The sequence below is a fragment of the Undibacterium sp. 14-3-2 genome (genome assembly GCF_016595265.1).
In the GTDB taxonomy this organism is placed as follows: domain Bacteria; phylum Pseudomonadota; class Gammaproteobacteria; order Burkholderiales; family Burkholderiaceae_D; genus Undibacterium; species Undibacterium aquatile.
Window position 1 is genome coordinate 245517 of sequence record NZ_JAENGS010000006.1, and the last position, 17654, is coordinate 263170.

General features: G+C 50.9%; 16 protein-coding genes and 1 tRNA gene. 10 read left to right on the top strand and 7 right to left on the bottom strand.

What is annotated here, in order from left to right:
* Window positions 1-161 precede the first annotated feature (161 nt).
* The 3 genes from Undi14_RS14695 to Undi14_RS14705 form a co-directional block, all read right to left on the bottom strand.
* On the bottom strand, window positions 162-1751 hold the full coding sequence (locus Undi14_RS14695; RefSeq protein ID WP_200181150.1) for a pseudouridine synthase: 1590 nt from the start codon (window positions 1749-1751) through the stop codon (window positions 162-164).
* Entirely contained in the window at window positions 1732-2553 is an 822-nt protein-coding gene (scpB, locus tag Undi14_RS14700) for an SMC-Scp complex subunit ScpB (protein WP_200181151.1), read from the bottom strand. Before scpB ends, Undi14_RS14695 begins: the two co-directional genes overlap by 20 nt.
* A gap of 286 nt (window positions 2554-2839) precedes the next feature.
* Window positions 2840-2916, bottom strand: a tRNA-Met gene (locus Undi14_RS14705).
* Between the two features lie 139 nt (window positions 2917-3055).
* Between Undi14_RS14705 and Undi14_RS14710 the strand changes: the two genes are divergently transcribed.
* On the top strand, window positions 3056-3628 hold the full coding sequence (locus Undi14_RS14710; RefSeq protein ID WP_200181152.1) for an NUDIX hydrolase: 573 nt from the start codon (window positions 3056-3058) through the stop codon (window positions 3626-3628).
* Between the two features lie 141 nt (window positions 3629-3769).
* Here the strand turns inward: Undi14_RS14710 and Undi14_RS14715 are convergent, their stop codons facing one another.
* On the bottom strand, window positions 3770-4972 hold the full coding sequence (locus tag Undi14_RS14715; RefSeq protein ID WP_200181153.1) for an ammonium transporter: 1203 nt from the start codon (window positions 4970-4972) through the stop codon (window positions 3770-3772).
* Between the two features lie 189 nt (window positions 4973-5161).
* Here Undi14_RS14715 and aat point away from each other — a divergent pair, with 189 nt between their 5' ends.
* The 7 genes from aat (at window position 5162) to Undi14_RS14750 (ending at window position 10601) form a co-directional block, all read left to right on the top strand.
* Entirely contained in the window at window positions 5162-5878 is a 717-nt protein-coding gene (aat, locus tag Undi14_RS14720) for a leucyl/phenylalanyl-tRNA--protein transferase (RefSeq protein WP_200181154.1), read from the top strand.
* A gap of 17 nt (window positions 5879-5895) precedes the next feature.
* Complete coding sequence (locus Undi14_RS14725; protein WP_200181155.1) at window positions 5896-6624, top strand: arginyltransferase; 729 nt, start codon at window positions 5896-5898, stop codon at window positions 6622-6624.
* A 140-nt stretch (window positions 6625-6764) separates the two neighbouring features.
* A complete protein-coding gene (locus tag Undi14_RS14730) occupies window positions 6765-7814 on the top strand; it encodes a quinone-dependent dihydroorotate dehydrogenase (protein ID WP_200181157.1) in 1050 nt (349 codons plus the stop codon).
* A gap of 48 nt (window positions 7815-7862) precedes the next feature.
* Window positions 7863-8906: an aldo/keto reductase gene (locus tag Undi14_RS14735; protein WP_200181159.1), complete on the top strand. Its 1044-nt coding sequence runs from the start codon at window positions 7863-7865 to the stop codon at window positions 8904-8906.
* Window positions 8907-9134: 228 nt separating this feature from the next.
* Window positions 9135-9920, top strand: coding sequence for an ABC transporter substrate-binding protein (locus Undi14_RS14740; protein WP_234030617.1), 786 nt, complete (start codon window positions 9135-9137; stop codon window positions 9918-9920).
* Window positions 9921-9983: 63 nt separating this feature from the next.
* Window positions 9984-10238, top strand: coding sequence for a hypothetical protein (locus Undi14_RS14745; protein WP_200181161.1), 255 nt, complete (start codon window positions 9984-9986; stop codon window positions 10236-10238).
* A gap of 30 nt (window positions 10239-10268) precedes the next feature.
* Entirely contained in the window at window positions 10269-10601 is a 333-nt protein-coding gene (locus tag Undi14_RS14750; protein WP_200181163.1) for a hypothetical protein, read from the top strand.
* A gap of 100 nt (window positions 10602-10701) precedes the next feature.
* Here the strand turns inward: Undi14_RS14750 and Undi14_RS14755 are convergent, their stop codons facing one another.
* From Undi14_RS14755 to Undi14_RS14765, 3 genes are all read right to left on the bottom strand, one after another.
* Window positions 10702-11631 (bottom strand): peptidylprolyl isomerase, encoded by a 930-nt coding sequence (locus tag Undi14_RS14755; RefSeq protein ID WP_200181164.1) that lies wholly within the window; start codon window positions 11629-11631, stop codon window positions 10702-10704.
* A gap of 88 nt (window positions 11632-11719) precedes the next feature.
* Window positions 11720-12661: an aliphatic sulfonate ABC transporter substrate-binding protein gene (locus Undi14_RS14760; protein ID WP_200181165.1), complete on the bottom strand. Its 942-nt coding sequence runs from the start codon at window positions 12659-12661 to the stop codon at window positions 11720-11722.
* A 57-nt stretch (window positions 12662-12718) separates the two neighbouring features.
* A complete protein-coding gene (locus Undi14_RS14765; protein ID WP_200181166.1) occupies window positions 12719-13762 on the bottom strand; it encodes a LacI family DNA-binding transcriptional regulator in 1044 nt (347 codons plus the stop codon).
* A 284-nt stretch (window positions 13763-14046) separates the two neighbouring features.
* Here Undi14_RS14765 and Undi14_RS14770 point away from each other — a divergent pair, with 284 nt between their 5' ends.
* Window positions 14047-16299 (top strand): TonB-dependent receptor, encoded by a 2253-nt coding sequence (locus Undi14_RS14770; RefSeq protein WP_200181167.1) that lies wholly within the window; start codon window positions 14047-14049, stop codon window positions 16297-16299.
* A gap of 4 nt (window positions 16300-16303) precedes the next feature.
* Window positions 16304-17602: an LLM class flavin-dependent oxidoreductase gene (locus Undi14_RS14775; protein ID WP_200181168.1), complete on the top strand. Its 1299-nt coding sequence runs from the start codon at window positions 16304-16306 to the stop codon at window positions 17600-17602.
* The last annotated feature ends 52 nt before the right edge of the window (window positions 17603-17654 follow it).

Here is a 17654-nt window from a genome sequence, read left to right on the forward strand (position 1 = left end):
ACGATAAGACCAAAAAAAAATGGGCAACTGCCCATCTTTTTTCGTAGCACCCGAGCCAAACAACGTACCAGGCATAATCTACTAACTGCCAGATTATAAACGATTATTTACCCCGTCGCAATGGAAAACAGGACAAAACCACGACAATTCATACCACAAAATCAAGCGCCACGTGAACGTCTGCGCGCCGCGATCCCTTGTCCTATCGCCTGCCCACTTCCTCTGGCTGTCGGCCCGCGTCGCTGCTGACCAGCATCAGGAAATCCCAGTGCTGTTTGCAGCGGATCAGGCTGCCTGCTGCGTTTATTACCAGCACCTCCGGCACCATTTCCGTAGTTGCCAGCACCGCCAGACTTATTGCCATTTGCGCTGCCGCCACGACCAGCGCCATATTCGCCACGCCCACCGGACATGGGGAAAGAGGGTTGTTTTTGCGTAAAAGGTGTTACACCAAACGGCACTTTATTGCCATAGGTTTTGCCACTTTTTGCCGCAGGCTTATCAGAAGCCGCTTTTTCGAGCCCACTTAATTTCAGCAGACTACGCACCGCATCCTCACCCAACTCTTCCCAGCGACCACGCTTCAGATTGGCAGGCAATGTCATCGCACCATAACGAGTACGAATCAGACGTGAAACAGTCAGGCCAACCGCCTCAAACATACGCCGCACCTCGCGATTACGACCTTCACCGATAATCACCCGATACCATTTATTCACACCCTCACCGCCGCCATCGGTAATTTTGGAGAACTGCGCCAAACCATCTTCCAGCTCAACACCTGCCAGCAAACGCTGACGCATACCCTCTTCCAACTCACCCAGGGTACGCACGGCGTATTCGCGCTCGATGCCATATCGAGGATGCATCAGACGGTTCGCCAGATCACCAGAGGTTGTAAATAACAACAACCCTTCCGTGTTGTAATCCAGTCGACCGACCGCCAACCACTTACCAACCTTCATCGTCGGCAGACTTTCAAATACCGAATTGCGCCCCTCTGGGTCATTCGTACTGACAATTTCACCGGCAGGCTTATGGTAAATCAGGACGCGCGGCGGCTTTTTACTCACTTTGCGCATAATCGGCTTACCATTGATACGCACCTGATCTGTCGGCAATATGCGCTGACCAATATGCGCTGGCTCGCCATTAACTGAAACACGCCCGGCAACAATCAAATCTTCCATATCTCGACGCGAACCAAGACCCGCTTCTGCCAACACCTTATGCAACTTCGGCGCATCATCATCAGCAGTCAAGTCGCGGCGCACAGGTTTAGCGTTGCGCCCCCGGCCCTTCGATTTATCATCCTCAGTGGCATCCGCATCAAACGCTTCAGAAGTGACGAATGAAAATACATCATCCGGAGTTACAACATCACGACGACCACCTTTCGCCCGCTGTGGACGACGCCCATTACCGCGCACACCTGCACTGGCAGAACCAGCCTCACGAGAAGGACGCTCAGCGCGCGAAGACGACGGCCCACCATCAGGACGATCGGCGCGCGGCTTGCGCTGACGATTCTGGTTCGGCGTACGAGCCGGACGTTCACCAGCATCAGGCGCAGCAGCGCCAGACTCAGCAACTCCAGATCCAGTCGCTTCGACCGGCGCAGCAACATCAGACTTGGCACGCGTTCTGCGCATATTGCGAGGACCACGCACGCCGCGCTTCACTTGCTTCCCATTATCAGCATCGCTTTGCGTCTGATCGGCTTTCACATCTTCAGGATTCATTGGATTCATTCTTTAATTCTATTTGAGGCTGCTGAAGCTGATCAGCACCCGGTTCCATATCTGGCACCGACTCTTCGGCAGCCTGACCACTTAATTTTCCAACAGCAGAAAGCTCAACATCGACGACGTCGCCGTGAACTTCCCGCTCAGACGCAATCTCATCAGAAGAGGACTGCATCAAACTTAAACTCTCTTGCACACCTGCGCCCAACTGATCCGCAAGACCACTCAATACAGGCTCAGCCATGGATAACTCAACAGAGTCCTCCGACGCATCCTTGGTAATTTGCTGCAAAGGCGGCAATTGATCCAGCGATGCCAGACCAAGATCACTTAAAAACTGCTTGGTCGTTGCAAACAATGCTGGTCGACCCGGAACATCGCGATGACCAATCACCTCAATCCAACAACGATCTTCCAGTGCCTTGATCATTTGCGAAGCAACAGTCACGCCGCGAATTTCCTCGATATCACCCCTCGTCACAGGTTGGCGATAAGCGATAATGGCCAGGGTTTCCATCGTTGCTCTTGAGTATTTGGGCGGTTTCTCAGGATTCAGCCGATCGATATAGGAGCGCATTTCAGGACGACTCTGAAAACGCCAGCCATTCGACAGACCGACCAGCTCTATGCCTTTATCCGACCAATCGAGACGCAAATCTTCCAGCATCGACTTGATGGTATCAGCACCAACCACATCACCTTGATCGTCAGTTTCCTGAAACAGCTTCTTCATAGAATTCACCGTCAGCGGCTCAAGCGCGCATAACAAGGCTGTTTCGAGGACTCGCTTTGCCTCAGCAGTATTCATGCAAATATAATTACACGGGTTTAATAGATGTCATACAGCAGGACGAAGCATGAACAACCCAGCTTCAACCCACACCTTTATGCATTTAATTTTGTCGCAACCCATTCAGGTGTCGACGCCCATCAAGCGGGCCAGATCAGGGTGTATTTTCAGGACGCAAATCTGCACGTCCAACCCATCAAATTAGTAGATGCTAAATTGTAGTCCAGATTCAGGAAGACAATCAAAAATAAATCATCGTTAAAAGTAAAAAAGCCACGTAATAACGCGGCTTTTTTTGTAATTCTGGTTGCGGGGGCAGGATTTGAACCTACGACCTTCGGGTTATGAGCCCGACGAGCTGCCAGACTGCTCCACCCCGCGTCTGAAGAGATAGACTATACACGTTTTTGCTGCTTTGCGCAAATCTTTCGCCATGTGATTTCAATTACCGGCCAAAGCACGCCAAACGCACAATGAATTGATACACTGCTGAAATTGCTTAATTTTTTCGCCATTCACCATGAAATTCTGTTCCGACTGCGCGGCCCCCGTCGAGCTGAAGATACCCGCTGACGATACCCGTGAACGTTTCGTCTGCACGTCTTGCGGCGCTATTCACTATCAAAACCCAAAGATGGTCGTTGGCTCAATTCCGGTATGGGAAGCGGATGGTGAATTAAAAATCCTGCTGTGCAAACGGGCGATTGCGCCGCGCTATGGCTACTGGACCTTACCGGCCGGATTCATGGAAAACAATGAAACCACCGCGCAGGCCGCACAAAGAGAAACTGAGGAAGAAGCCGGAGCCAATATCCAGTTGCATGACTTATTTTCTATTCTGAATGTGCCACACGTGCATCAAGTGCACCTGTTTTATCGTGCCACTTTACTCGATCTGAATTATGCGGCTGGAGTTGAAAGTCTAGCAGTGCAACTGTTTTCCGAAAAAGAAATTCCCTGGGATGATATTGCCTTCCCCACCATCAGTTACACCCTGAAATTTTTCTTTGAAAACTATAGCCGCGCGCAGAAGGGCGAATGTTATCGGCTCTATGCTCATGACATATTTAAACCTATGCAGCAAGAAGGCTGAACAATAAACCGGGATAAAAATGAAACTGAACAAAAAAGGGTGGAAATTCCACCCTTTTTTTATTAACCACACATTATTAATAACCACACATTATTAATTTTGTTGATGTCCAGCCAATTTCGCAACGAATTTCAACCGAAATCACCAACTGGATTCGCGCTCTGCCGTCGATGAAATTTTATGGATCGACAAATCAGCACCTTCAAATTCCTGCTCAGGATCCAGACGTATGCCCATAGTTTTTTTCAGCAAACCATAAATCGCATAACCACCGGAAAACGCAATCACAATGCCGAGCACGGTACCAAAGACTTGCGATAATAAACTGACGCCGCCCAGTCCACCCAGCATTTTCTGACCAAAAATCCCGGCAGCAATTCCGCCCCACGCCCCGCACAAGCCATGCAAAGGCCAGACGCCGAGCACATCATCCACCTTCCACTTATTTTGCGTCCAGGTAAACATCCAGACAAAAATAGCACCGGCCACACCGCCAGTGATCAACGCCCCCAAAGGATGCATCAGATCAGAGCCGGCGCAAACCGCGACCAGCCCGGCCAGTGGGCCGTTATACACAAAGCCGGGATCATTTTTCCCCATCAGCAAAGCGACCAGCGTACCGCCCACCATCGCCATCAGGGAATTAATCGCCACCAGGCCATTCATCTTATCCAGTGTCTGCGCGCTCATGACGTTGAAGCCGAACCAGCCCACCGTTAATATCCACGCGCCCAGCGCCAGAAAAGGAATACTGGAAGGCGGATGCGCTGAGATCGCACCATTTTTCATATACCGGCCACGACGCGCGCCAAGCAGCAACACCGCAGGCAACGCGACCCATCCGCCAAAAGCGTGCACCACCACAGAACCGGCAAAATCATGAAACTCCTCAGAAAAAGCCGCTTTCAGCCAGTCCTGAATGCCGAAGCGATGATTCCAGGCGATGCCTTCAAACAGAGGATATAAAACACCAACCAGTACCGCAGTCGCAATCAATTGCGGATAAAACTTGGCGCGCTCAGCGATACCACCGGAAATAATCGCCGGTATCGCCGCTGCAAAGGTCAGTAAAAAGAAAAACTTCACCAGCTCAAAACCATTTTTTGCCACCAGCACTTCGGCGCCAGAATAAAACTGGATACCATAAGCGATGCTGTAACCGACAAAGAAATAAGCAATCGTCGATACCGCAAAATCGACAATAATCTTCACCAGCGCATTGACCTGGTTTTTTTTACGCACGGTACCTAACTCCAGAAACGCAAATCCCGCATGCATTGCTAGAATCATGATTGCGCCAAGCAAAATAAACAAAGCATTGGCGCCATCTATTTGTACGTTCATGCTGATACCTCCCCTTAAGTGTGCACTTCTTAATTAGTTTCACACAGATAAAGCAATAAATATTCCAATTTGGTGCAAACATCTTAAGTTATTGAATTTTATGGATAATATCAATTTAACACGCACCATGCACAGGCATTTTGCACTCATAAAAAGCGCTGTTTTAGTGCAATACCAGAAAGGATCACAATGATTCCCTGGTTAGAAGCGGAATCGCCCTTTCCAGACCCGGCGACGGCACTCACCGATCGCGATGGTGCTGCAGGTCTGCTTGCGGCAGGTGCCGATCTGTCGCCGCAGCGCCTTTTGATGGCATACAAACAAGGTATTTTTCCGTGGTTTTCTGAAGGCCAGCCGATATTGTGGTGGTCCACCGACCCGCGCATGGTGCTGCAAACGTCTGACTTCAGAATTTCAGACAGTCTGAAAAAAAGTTTAAAAAAAATCCGTACCGATACCCGCTGGGAAATTCGTTTTGACTCAGCCTTTGAACAAGTCATGCGCGCCTGCGCTGCACCGCGCAAAGATGGCAACGGCACCTGGATTTCCGAAGACATCGTGGCGGGCTACTGCGGCCTGCATCAGCTAGGCTATGCACATTCATCCGAAGTCTGGCTCGATGGTGAGTTAGTCGGCGGTGCTTACGGCGTTTGCATCGGTCGCATGTTTTATGGCGAATCCATGTTTGCGCGGGTATCGAATGCCTCCAAAATTGCGCTGAGTCATCTGGTATTTTTCTTACGTGAACACGGGGTGAAAATGATAGACTGCCAGCAAGAGACAGCGCACCTGGCTTCACTAGGCGCGAAACCTATCGCCCGTGCCGACTTTATCCAATGGATAGCACAGGCAACCACACAACCGATGATCAAGGAATGGCAACCGCTGAGGGCGCTATATCAATGACAGCAAAGTAAATCACCGTGACGCAACTCAACGAACTTCCTTTTGCCAGCATACAGTTTTATGCAACCGCGCCCTACCCTTGCAGCTATCTGGAAGGACTGGAGGCGCGTTCGCAAGTAGCAACGCCGGCGCATCTGATCAATGCAGACACTTATTCAGAATTGGTCAGAAAAGGTTTCCGGCGTAGCGGTATTTTTATTTACCGACCACATTGCGATGCCTGCAATGCCTGCACCCCAGTCAGAGTGCGGGTCGATGAGTTCAACGAAAACCGCAGCCAGCGTCGGGCATGGAAAAAACACGCCAACCTGGTACCGCGCATCACGACACTCACGTATTCACACGAGCAATATGAACTGTATCAGCGCTACCAGAATCAGCGTCATGCTGGCGGCGGCATGGATACAGATAGCCGTGAACAATACGCGCAGTTCCTGTTGCAAAGCCGGGTCAATACACGACTGGTTGAATTCCGCGATGAACACAACGTGCTGAAAATGGTCAGCATCATCGATGTACTGAGCGACGGCTTGTCTTCTGTCTACACGTTTTTTGAACCGGATGAAGCAGCCGCCTCGTATGGCACCTACAACGTCTTGTGGCAAATACGGCAGAGCAAAGAATTAAAACTACCCTACGTTTACCTTGGCTACTGGATTGCCGCCAGCGCCAAGATGGCTTACAAAACCAATTTCAGGCCGCTTGACGCGCTGATGCATGGGCACTGGCAAACGCTGGCGGCGTAATCAGTCTGAGAATCATCTGAAAACAGATCAAAATACGGAAAAACAGCTCAAATATACTCCCCCCAGTATTTTTTAAAGCCCACTATTTACGCTGACAATTCGGCTTTTTTCTTATATACCCCCAATTTTTTATAAATATCATGGCAAATAACTTACTTTACTCGCTGGCACGTCCGCTACTGTTCGCAATGGAACCGGAAGCCGCCCACCACTTTGCCTTGCCTGCCCTGCGCGGACTCTGTAATCTCGGTCTTGGAGGCTTAATCAGCAAACCAGCCACCGATGTGCGTACTGTCATGGGGGTGCATTTCCCGAATCCTGTCGGGCTGGCGGCGGGATTGGACAAAGACGGCGCCTACATCGACGGGCTGGCGGCGCTCGGTTTTGGCTCGATAGAAATCGGCACCGTCACGCCGCGTGCGCAGCCGGGTAATCCGCAGCCACGCATGTTCCGCCTGCCAAAAGCAGAAGCGATCATCAACCGCATGGGATTTAATAACGGCGGCGTTGATGCATTCGTCAACAATGTGCAGTCATCGCGCTTTTATCAGGAAAAGCAAGGCGTGCTCGGCCTGAACATCGGCAAAAACGCCGACACGCCGATAGAACGTGCCGCCGAAGATTATCTGCACTGCCTGCAAAAAGTGTATCCGTACGCGAGTTATGTGACGGTGAATATTTCGTCACCGAACACCAAAAACCTGCGCCAACTGCAAGGTGCGGGCGAGCTAGACAGCTTGCTGTCGCAACTGAAAGACGCCCAGCAACGTCTGGCGGATCAACACAAACGCTATGTGCCGGTGGCGCTGAAAATTGCACCGGATATCGATGCCGAGCAAATCAAAACCATCGCCGACGCGCTGTTGCGTCACAAGATGGATGGCGTCATCGCCACCAATACCACGATCACCCGCGATGCGGTGCAAGGTCTGCCCCATGCAGAAGAAGCTGGCGGTTTATCAGGCAAACCCGTGTTTGAATTATCGAATCGCGTGATCCGCGCACTGAAAGCAGAACTCGGTGAAGAATTGCCCATCATCGGCGTCGGCGGCATTTTTTCCGGCGAGGATGCAGTGACGAAAATACAGGCAGGCGCTTCATTGGTACAACTGTATTCCGGCCTGATTTATCAAGGCCCGGCGCTGATCAGGGAATGTGCCGCAGCGTTGCACAACGTACGCTCGTATTAATTTAAAAATGCTGGAACAATGTCTGATGAATGATCGTTGAGAGAAAAAATGCAAACAACACACCTCGGCAACAGTGAATTAAAAGTGTCTAAAATCTGCCTCGGCACCATGACATTCGGTGAACAAAACACCGAAGCAGAAGCGCACAGTCAACTCGATTACGCTTTAGAACGCGGCATCAATTTTATCGACACGGCAGAAATGTATCCGGTCATGCCGCGCGCCGAAACGCAAGGAAAAACTGAACAATACATCGGCAGCTGGCTCAAAAAATCCGGCAAACGCCGCGATATTATTCTCGCCACCAAAGTCGCTGGTCCTGCCCGTGGCATGCCATGGATACGTAACGGCCACAATGATCTGAATGCGGCCAATATCCGCGCCGCGGTTGACGCCAGCCTCAAACGGCTGCAAACCGATTACATCGATTTATATCAGTTGCACTGGCCGAGTCGTAACGCGCCTATCTTCGGACAAAAACAATTTGACCCGGCGCTGGAACGCCCGCATACCGCAATTGCAGAGACACTGAGCGTACTGGATGAACTGGTCAAAGCCGGAAAAATCCGCGCCATCGGCGTCTCGAATGAAACCTCCTGGGGTGTCAGCGAATTTATCCATCAGGCAGAAAAACAAAACGCCCCACGCATCGCTTCGATACAGAATGCTTATCACCTGATGAACCGTGCCTATGAACAAGGGCTGGATGAAACCTGCTTCCGCGACAATGTCGGCCTGCTCGCCTACAGCCCGCTGGCATTCGGCCAGCTGACCGGCAAATATGCCGATGACCTCAATGCTCACGGCAGGCTAACCTTGTTCCCGCCCAGCTGGAGCCCGCGTTACACCCGTCCGTTGGTATTAGAAACGGCAAAACGCTACGCCGATCTGGCACGCGCGAATGCCCTGACGCCAACCCAACTCGCGCTCGCCTGGTGTTATTCACGCTGGTTCGTCGCCAGCACCATTATCGGTGCGACCAGCCTGAAACAACTCAAAGAAAATATTGATGCTTACGAAGTCGAACTCAGCGATGAGCTGATTGCCGCGATAGAAAAAATCCACGCGGAGAGCCATAATCCGGCGCAGTGATACTACGCACATCAATGCAAACGCTCTTGCGGGCAGACGTACTGGCACCGATACGCCTGCCCGTTCCGTTCCATCAATAAAATTGATCAAGCTTTTTTGAGGTAGGATGTTTCAAAAGTTATATTAAAAATCGTTGGCAAATGCTGTCAGTCTCTGTTCTTTGATAGATGCCTGCGCGTTTTTTTGTCAGACCAAACCAGATCCTTAGCCACTGAGGAGCGCCATCAGATGCATCAGAAAACTGATACCAATGCAAAATGGACGCACCGGCTTCTGGCGTTTTTTTTTATTTCCTTGCTCGCTGTTTCCGCAATCCGGCCAGTAAAGGCCGAGATGCTGGTTCTGGCCGCGGCAGATAGCCGGCCAACGGCCTATATTGAAAATGGCAAACCAGCAGGGCTATTGGTCGATATCGTTACAGAGGCGTTCCGCCGTGCTGGCTATCCAATCAGAATAGAATTAAAACCGTGGGCGCGTTGCCTTTCCGAAGCGCGCGATGGCACCGTTGATGGCGTATTTTCTTCGTTCAAATCCCCCGAGCGTGAAGTATTTCTAAGCTTCACCGCCATCCCTGTCATGACCCAGATTGAAGCGCTGTTCGTTCGCACAAACTCCACTATCCAGTTTGACGGCGACTTATCAAAATTAGCACCGGTAAAAATCGGTGTCATTCAGAGCACCAGTTACGGCGAAAAAATTGATGGCATGATCAATACAGGTGCGTGGAGTAACGTCAGCAAAACAACCAGCATAGATTCCTTGGTCAAGATGCTGGCAGCAGAACGCTTTGACCTGGCGCCGAGTTATCGGGATGTATTTCTGAGCGCCGCCAAAAAAGCGGGCGTAGCGGACAAAGTCAGAGAACTGAGTCCCAGTGTTGAATCTGTCCCTAGCTATCTGGCATTCAATAAGAAAAAGGATTATTCCAGGATCATCACCGCCTTCAATAAAGCCATGGAAGAAATGAAAAAGGATAAAACTCTGGATGTGATCACTGATCAATATATGAAATAGCCAGTACATTTTGCACTTGTTTTATTGATACTACTGATATAACCTGACTTAGCTGCATTTCAAATGAAAATTTCCACCATGGAAAAATCAATGCCAATCGAACTTCGCAAATGGTTTCAACTAACAATCGGCATTCTTAGTCTGTCGATGTCTGGAATATGCTGGTTCGTGATACGTTCGTATATTCCCCCTTCGGCTGGCGGCGCGCAAATGGCTTTAAGTATTTTATTGATGGGCGCAAGCTCAGGTCTTTTTCTCATCTTGGGTAAATTGATGCCTCTGTTGATCGTTAAATTTTTCCCGGGAATTGAGAACTAAGTTTGTTCAACTAACTTAAGGAGTATCAACGTGCTGCGATTGCAATCTACCCTGAGCAAGTCCCTGATTTGTCTGTTTGCACTCACAGGCATTATTCTGATGTTTGCGCAAAGTGCGGCACCTGGTGTGCCGTACTGGAAAGTCCTGTTATACGCCTTCGGTATTGTCTGCGCGCTGTCTATCTGCTTATTGTCTGTGATACTTGTACGTGCCAGTTTCAATCAATGGAGTCTCAGACATCGTGCTATCGATACTGGGTGGCTGTGGTTCAATGCCAACCCGCCAGGTCTGGATGCACTCAGAAAACCGGCGGGCGCGGCGACAGAAAATAAGGCAGAAAAAAATACGCCAGTGCCAAACTGAATTTCCCCTCGCAATAAAAAAAAGCACATCCAATGTGCTTTTTTTTATTTGTGGATACTGACTGAAACAGTTCAACAGCAAGAAAAACTTCAGTACTTTTTCAGTTTTTTTGCTGCCTTACCGGTAAAGGCACATTGCATAAATCTATATATCCGGCAGGGACTTTATACCATTCACCGCCGCGATTTCTCTGCGCTGCGACAATCGCTTTAAACGTCGCAGATTCAGTACGAATGATTTCCAGTTTGCTGCGTTCTGCTTCCGGCACATCAGCAGCCACTTTCATTGCGACGATCGGTGTGCGTTGCTCCGGCTTTTCATAAAAGCCCAGAGCACCTGTGCCGCGTGGCAACGTGGTCAGCAATTCCATGCCCTGCATGACGCGCCCGACTACCGTGATATTTCTGTCTAACTGACGTGGTGCATGGCCGGTCACCACATACAAAGATGTGCCGCTACCGCTATTCGATTCATTCCCGCGTGCGACACCAACGCTGGCATAGCAATGTGCCAGCCACGCTTTGCCCATCTTAGGATCTCTGCCTGCGGCAAAGCCATTCGCATGTCCCACCTGCGGCGCATAACCATCTGCATCCGGCAAACGGGTGAATGGCAATTGTGAAGAATAAGGCACTGTAAATTCCGGTTCCAGATTTTTTTTCGCGGTCTTCAGTTCGCGCTTTTCATCCGGGTCCGCCCATTGCACGACATAATTTTCCTGCGAACGCACAATGGCTAAACCATCGAAATAACCTTCGCGTATCAGTGTCTTGATATTCGCCGCATGTTGCGGAGCGAAATCCGGTGCCAGCTCGATCACGACACGGCCTTTTTCCAATTCAAGATACAAGGTGCTTTCCGGATTCAGCGCACGCCAGTCTGCAGGCGATGATGCCTTGATCAGTTCCGGCATGGTCTTCGCCGATTTGACTGGCAAATCTTTAGCCAGCGCTGGAAACGCAAAGCTCAACACGGCAAGCATGGTTCCGGCAAAAATGCAGGGGGCAACAACAGTACGACGTGAAGACATAGACAGGCTCCGGAAGAAATTAAAAAAACGACTAAACCCGCCTGATGTTAATACAAAAAATATAAAAGAAATACAAAAACACGCCTGATTATTTGGGATTCCACAGCCACACTTGCTGGCGGATATTGACAGGTTTGGGGACGAGCTTATTTTGATAAAACAGATCGGCGATTTCCTGCTGACGCGCAACAATATCTGCACTGACAGGCACAACCCCATAGCGACTGCGCGCCTGCCAGGTTTCGATAACGGCGGGCGGCAACCCTAATTGCGACACGATGATACCAGCCAATAATTGTGGGTTCGCTCGCGCCCAAGCACCGGTCTGCGCCAACTGGTTCAGAATGATATTCAGCGCGGCTGGCGATTTTTCCGCAAGGCGACGGGAGGCTTCATAAAAACTATTCGCCGGCAACAAGCCTTGATGGTCAGCCAGCACCCTAACTGGCAAACTGTGCTGAACCGCTGCCAGATAAGGGTCCCAGATGACCCACGCATCGATACTGCCACTCACAAACGCCGCTCTCGCATCTGCCGGTGCAAGATAGACGGGCTGAATATCCTGCATGCTCAGACCCGCTTTGCGCAGTGCCGCTAACACCAGCAAATTTGAACTGGAGCCTTTTTGAAAGGCGACTTTTTTTCCTCTTAGCTGAACCACCGTTTTTAATGGAGAATCCTTAGCGACCACTATCGCTTCAGCAGATGGCGACGCGGGTTCAGCACCGACATAGAGTAAATCGACCCCGGCCGCTTGTGCAAAAATCGGCGGTGGTGCGCCAGTCAGACCAAAATCCACATTCCCCGCATGTAAAGCCTCCAGCAATTGCGGCCCGGCTGGAAACTCTATCCATTTCACCTTGAGCTGCTGCACACTCAGCGATTTTTCCAATGTTCCCTGCGCTTTCAACACAGACAGCAAACCGCTGCCTTTCTGAAAGCCGATGCCTATCACTTTATCGTCCGCGGCAGCAGTAACGGTGAGGAGCAGGCTGTATAAAAACAGACTCAGCTTCACTAATTTTTTCATGATGTCTCTTTCTCATTTGTGACACTTGCTTGTGCCACTCAGTTGTAAGCCTATCGCTCAGGCGCTTTCGCGTTCCACTAATTCACAAGCCAGCAAATTCAATCTTTGTAAACGCCCGGATAAAGGAATTTCGCCCAGACTTTCCAGAATTCTGAGGGCGGCAATCTCACCAATTTCTTTCGCCGGTGGCCGTATCGTCGTCAGACTCGGCAGCAACATGGAGGACATGGCATAGTCACCAAAACCAACGATCGCACATTGTTCCGGCATGCGTATACCTGCGCGTTGCCCGGCAAGAATCGCTGATGCCGCCAGATTGTCGTTAGCAAAAATAATCGCTTCTGCCGCCCCGCGCTGACGTAAGGCCAGCGCTTCCATTGCCTGCTTTCCTGCCTCAAATGGTGTGGCCGCGGTTGGTATAAACATCCAGGGCTTCAAGCCATGCTCACGCATCACTTCAGCGTATCCATCACGCCGGTCGATTGCACTTTCATCGCTCGCCACGCTGTTTTGTACGAACGCAATCCGGCGATATCCTTTGCCCAGCAAATAACGGGCAGCCTGACGCCCTACTTCTGTATGCGAAAAACCGACTTGTATATGTTTGCGCCGCGGTGCGTAATCCCAGGTTTCAACTACGGGGATATTGGCTGACGCCAGTAATTGCCCGGTTGCCTTGCTGTGATACTGACTGGTGACCGCCAGCGCCGCTGGCGACCATCCCAGAAAAGTACGTACTGCGCTTTCTTCCTGTGCTTCAGAAAAATAGCTCGATGCCAGCAACAGCTGATAGCCATGCGCTGTCAGCACATCACTGAAACTCTGTATGGTATTGGCAAAAATCGGGCCGGAAATATTCGGTATCACCATGCCGATAATCCGCCCGTGGGTCGAAGCCAGACCTCCCGCCACCAGATTCGGCACGTAGTTCAAAGCGCTGACTGCACTGCGGATGCGTTCTCGCAATGCCGCCGATACCGTGTCGGGTTGCTTGAAATAGCGTGACACGGTAATTGAGCCGACGCCAGCAGCTTTAGCGACATCGTGTATGGTCGCGCGGCCTGAGCCACGTCGTTTTCGGGTTCCGTTTTCCTGCGTCATTTCTGCATATTCTCAAAAGACATTTAGATGCTTGTTTTAATTCTTTGACTTGGATATCGCCATCAAAGAAACTAAAAATGGTATCGGTACCATGCAAATTCTAACAGCACCGATGGCAGCAGCGAAGTCGCATTTCCTTCGTTGCTTATTACCGATTCAACTAAGAGGCCGTTGCACAGTAAGACTGCTGTTATCACACACGAAAAGGATGAGCACGCAGATCGTCAACGCAGCAGCGCTTTGCAGAATGGCATTTACCAAGATTGAGGGATTAAAGGACGACCATGAAGATCAATACAAAAAACAAATTATTGCAGCGTCGCCGTGCTCAGCAACTAGGCAGCTTGCTGAGCATTGCCGCAATTTCCATCAGCACCGCTGCTGCTGAAAATGCGGCACCTCCGGCAAGTGACGATCAGGCGGGTCTGCCATCAGTCACAGTGACAGCCACACGCAGGGAAGCGAGTTTACGTTCGGTGCCTGTCGCTGTATCGGTACTCAACGGCGACCTGCTTGAACAAGCGAATCGCAACAGCATCGACAGTATTGCCGCAGAATTACCGAGTGTGAATTTCCGTCAGCAAGGCGGCAATAAAGACAGCACTATCTTCGTCCGCGGGATAGGCACGATTTCCACGTCACCCGGCGTCGAACCGACTGTTTCCACCGTCGTGGATGGTGTCGTCTTTGCCCGCCCTGGGCAGGCAACACTGGACTTACTCGACATCGACCGCATCGAAATATTGCGTGGCCCGCAGGGCACCTTGTTTGGCAAAAATGCGTCTTCGGGTGTGCTCAATGTCGTCAGCCGCAAACCTGGCAAAGACACTGCCGGCTTCATTGACGCCTCGTATTTTGAAGGTAATGAAAGGCGCTTACGGGCAGGTGTTTCCGGCACGCTGGTACCGGAAACAGTACGCGCCTCGCTGACTGCGCTGGACACGAAATATGACGGTAATGTCGATAACGTCACCAGCGGTAATAAGGTGAATGGATTCGACCGTCAGGGCTTACGTGCGAAAGTACTGGTAACGCCGAACAGCGACCTTGATATCACGCTGGTTGCCGACTATCTGCGTTCAAACAGTTCACCGACATTTGTCGCTTACAAATCCACCAGCGCACCGTTTTCACAAGCGATTGCACCAGTGATCGCAAGCACTGAAAATCGCCAGATCCGCACCGATATTCCAAGTGATATCAGCGATTTCAACAAAGGGATTTCCGCGCAAATTGACTGGCGCAACCAGGGTTACACACTCACCTCCATCACCGCAGCACGTCAGTGGGACAATGAACAGCACACGACCACATCGGCCATCGGCAACAGCGCTGATCTCAGTCGTATCAGCACGGCTTTTCCGGCGACCCGTGATATCGGCACGCTGCACTATCGCCAGTTTTCACAGGAATTACGGCTGGCCTCACCTAAAGACAGCATCGTCGATTACGTTCTCGGTGCTTATTATCTGCATGGCAAAGATGAGGAAACTTATCAACGCATCGTCACGACGTCAGCAACGTCGATCAATTCCGGTTTTGCACCGTATAGTGTTACGAGCGATAGCTATTCCCTGTTCGGCGAAGGCAACTACGTGATCAGCGATGGATTGAAAGCGATTGCCGGCGCGCGCTGGACACGTGACGAGCTTTCTTACAACCATGCCCGCACCTCAACGCAGACAACAGCATTTGCCGGCGTACAACCGGCCACCAACAATGCCGGATCAACGTCCGAAAGTGCATGGTCCGGCCGCACAGGCTTGCAATATGATCTGAGCAAAGACATCAGCACGTATGCAACCGTGTCGCGTGGCTACAAAGGCCCTGCTTACAATGTATTCTTCAACATGCTCAATCGCGACACGCTCGCGCTGAAACCGGAAACATCTGACTCCTATGAAATCGGCATCAAGGCGATCGGTTTCGATAAAAAGCTGAGTGTGAATCTGGCCGCATTCCAGACCAACTATAAAAACTATCAGGCGAATTTTTATGACACTGTCGCCGGTGCAGTTGTCACCCGTCTGATCAATGCGGGCGAAGTATCGACGCGTGGTGTAGAAATTGACGTTGAAGCGCGCCCTGTTTCCCGTTTAAATCTGAGTACATCACTGGCCTATATCGACGCCAGAATTGATCAGTTCAACTGCCCTGCGGCAGCCGCGGCCTCCTGCACGCTGAATGGTCAGACCTTACCGTTCTCACCTAAATGGAAAAGCTTCAGCCGTGCCAGCTATGGCATTCCACTGGCCAATGGCTTGCATCTGGAGCTGTCTGCCGACTACAGCTGGCAAAGCAAAGTGCAGTACGACTTATTCCAGTCGGTTAACACGATACAGGGTAGCGTCGGTTTGATTAATGCAAGCATCGCCTTATCCTCATCCGACAATGGCTGGCGAATTGCATTGATAGGAAAAAATCTGGGCGATAAGAGTTACGCGACGAATCTGGTCAACGGCAGCGGCTACGTCACCCGTGCAGTCCCCCGCGACGATCAACGCTATTTCGGCATCACGGCCAGAAAGGATTTCTGAGATCATGACAAAACGCGAACTGAAACTCGGCGCTTTTTTACTTCATAACGGACATCATGTTGCCGCCTGGCGGCATCCGCAGGCCGATACCGGCACAGACCCGCTCAGGCTGTACCAGCATCTGGCAAAAACTGCGGAACGTGCCTGCTTCGACGCTGTCTTTTTCGCCGACAGCGTTGCGCTGACCAGCGGCGTCGGCGGACTGGAGCCATTGACCTTGCTCTCTGCGATTGCCGCCGTTACCGATCGCATAGGACTGATAGGCACCGCCACTACAACATACAATGAGCCTTATCATGTTGCCCGCAAATTCGCTTCACTGGACAGAATTTCCAGAGGTCGTGCGGGCTGGAATCTGGTGACCTCGGATAATGCCGCCGAAGCAGCTAATTTTGGCCGCACAGAACATGTAGGACATGCAGAGCGCTATGAACGGGCAAAGGAATTTCATCAGGTAGTACAAGGTTTGTGGGATAGCTGGGAAGATGATGCGATTCTGAACGATAAGCAAACTGCTATCCAGTTTGATCCGCAAAAACTGCATACCTTGCAGCATCACGGCAAACACTTTTCTGTCGCAGGACCGCTCAATGTCAGCCGCAGCCCGCAGGGAAAGCCGATTACCGTGCAGGCGGGCGGCTCGGAAACCGGAAAAAATCTGGCCGCTGAAACTGCCGACGTGGTTTTCACTGCGCATCCCACACTCGCCTCAGCGCAAGCCTTTTATCAGGATCTGAAAGCACGAGTGGAAAAAGCCGGACGTCATCGTGACGACTTGAAAATCATGCCGGGTCTGTTTCCTGTCGTTGCAAAAACACAGGAAGAAGCACAACGGAAATTCCAGCTGCTGCAAGATCTGGTCACGCCGGAAGATGGCATCGCCCTGCTGGGAAGAATGATAGGTAATTTCGACCTGACACCTTATCCTGTCGATGAACCATTGCCGGAATTACCGCTCACAGATAACGGTCAGCAAAGCCGCCAAAAATTACTGACACAGCTCGCTCAGGGTGAAAATCTGACGATACGTGAACTGTATTTGCGCATCGCTGGCGGGCGCGGTCACTTCACACTGATAGGCACACCGGAACACATCGCTGACCAGATACAGCTCTGGTTTGAAAATGGTGCAGCAGATGGATTCAACATCATGTCGCCATATCTGCCCGGCGGCCTGGAAGATTTCACAGAGTTGGTTGTACCCGAATTGCAAAGACGCGGCTTATTCCGTACCAGTTATGCCGGAACCACTTTACGCGAACACCTTGGTCTGGCGTTTCCGAAAAACCGGTATGCGAAATAACTGAGTTCAATGCATCTTGTATTTTTTATGCGACAAAAATTCCGGATATTTT

Excerpts from the sequence above, each read along its gene's own strand:
- Undi14_RS14695 (WP_200181150.1), bottom strand. The coding sequence starts at position 1,751 with ATGAATCCAATGAATCCTGAAGATGTGAAAGCCGATCAGACGCAAAGC.
- scpB (WP_200181151.1), bottom strand. The coding sequence starts at position 2,553 with ATGAATACTGCTGAGGCAAAGCGAGTCCTCGAAACAGCCTTGTTATGC.
- Undi14_RS14710 (WP_200181152.1), top strand. The coding sequence starts at position 3,056 with ATGAAATTCTGTTCCGACTGCGCGGCCCCCGTCGAGCTGAAGATACCC.
- Undi14_RS14715 (WP_200181153.1), bottom strand. The coding sequence starts at position 4,972 with ATGAACGTACAAATAGATGGCGCCAATGCTTTGTTTATTTTGCTTGGC.
- aat (WP_200181154.1), top strand. The coding sequence starts at position 5,162 with ATGATTCCCTGGTTAGAAGCGGAATCGCCCTTTCCAGACCCGGCGACG.
- Undi14_RS14730 (WP_200181157.1), top strand. The coding sequence starts at position 6,765 with ATGGCAAATAACTTACTTTACTCGCTGGCACGTCCGCTACTGTTCGCA.
- Undi14_RS14735 (WP_200181159.1), top strand. The coding sequence starts at position 7,863 with ATGCAAACAACACACCTCGGCAACAGTGAATTAAAAGTGTCTAAAATC.
- Undi14_RS14740 (WP_234030617.1), top strand. The coding sequence starts at position 9,135 with ATGCATCAGAAAACTGATACCAATGCAAAATGGACGCACCGGCTTCTG.
- Undi14_RS14745 (WP_200181161.1), top strand. The coding sequence starts at position 9,984 with ATGAAAATTTCCACCATGGAAAAATCAATGCCAATCGAACTTCGCAAA.
- Undi14_RS14755 (WP_200181164.1), bottom strand. The coding sequence starts at position 11,631 with ATGTCTTCACGTCGTACTGTTGTTGCCCCCTGCATTTTTGCCGGAACC.
- Undi14_RS14760 (WP_200181165.1), bottom strand. The coding sequence starts at position 12,661 with ATGAAAAAATTAGTGAAGCTGAGTCTGTTTTTATACAGCCTGCTCCTC.
- Undi14_RS14765 (WP_200181166.1), bottom strand. The coding sequence starts at position 13,762 with ATGACGCAGGAAAACGGAACCCGAAAACGACGTGGCTCAGGCCGCGCG.
- Undi14_RS14770 (WP_200181167.1), top strand. The coding sequence starts at position 14,047 with ATGAAGATCAATACAAAAAACAAATTATTGCAGCGTCGCCGTGCTCAG.
- Undi14_RS14775 (WP_200181168.1), top strand. The coding sequence starts at position 16,304 with ATGACAAAACGCGAACTGAAACTCGGCGCTTTTTTACTTCATAACGGA.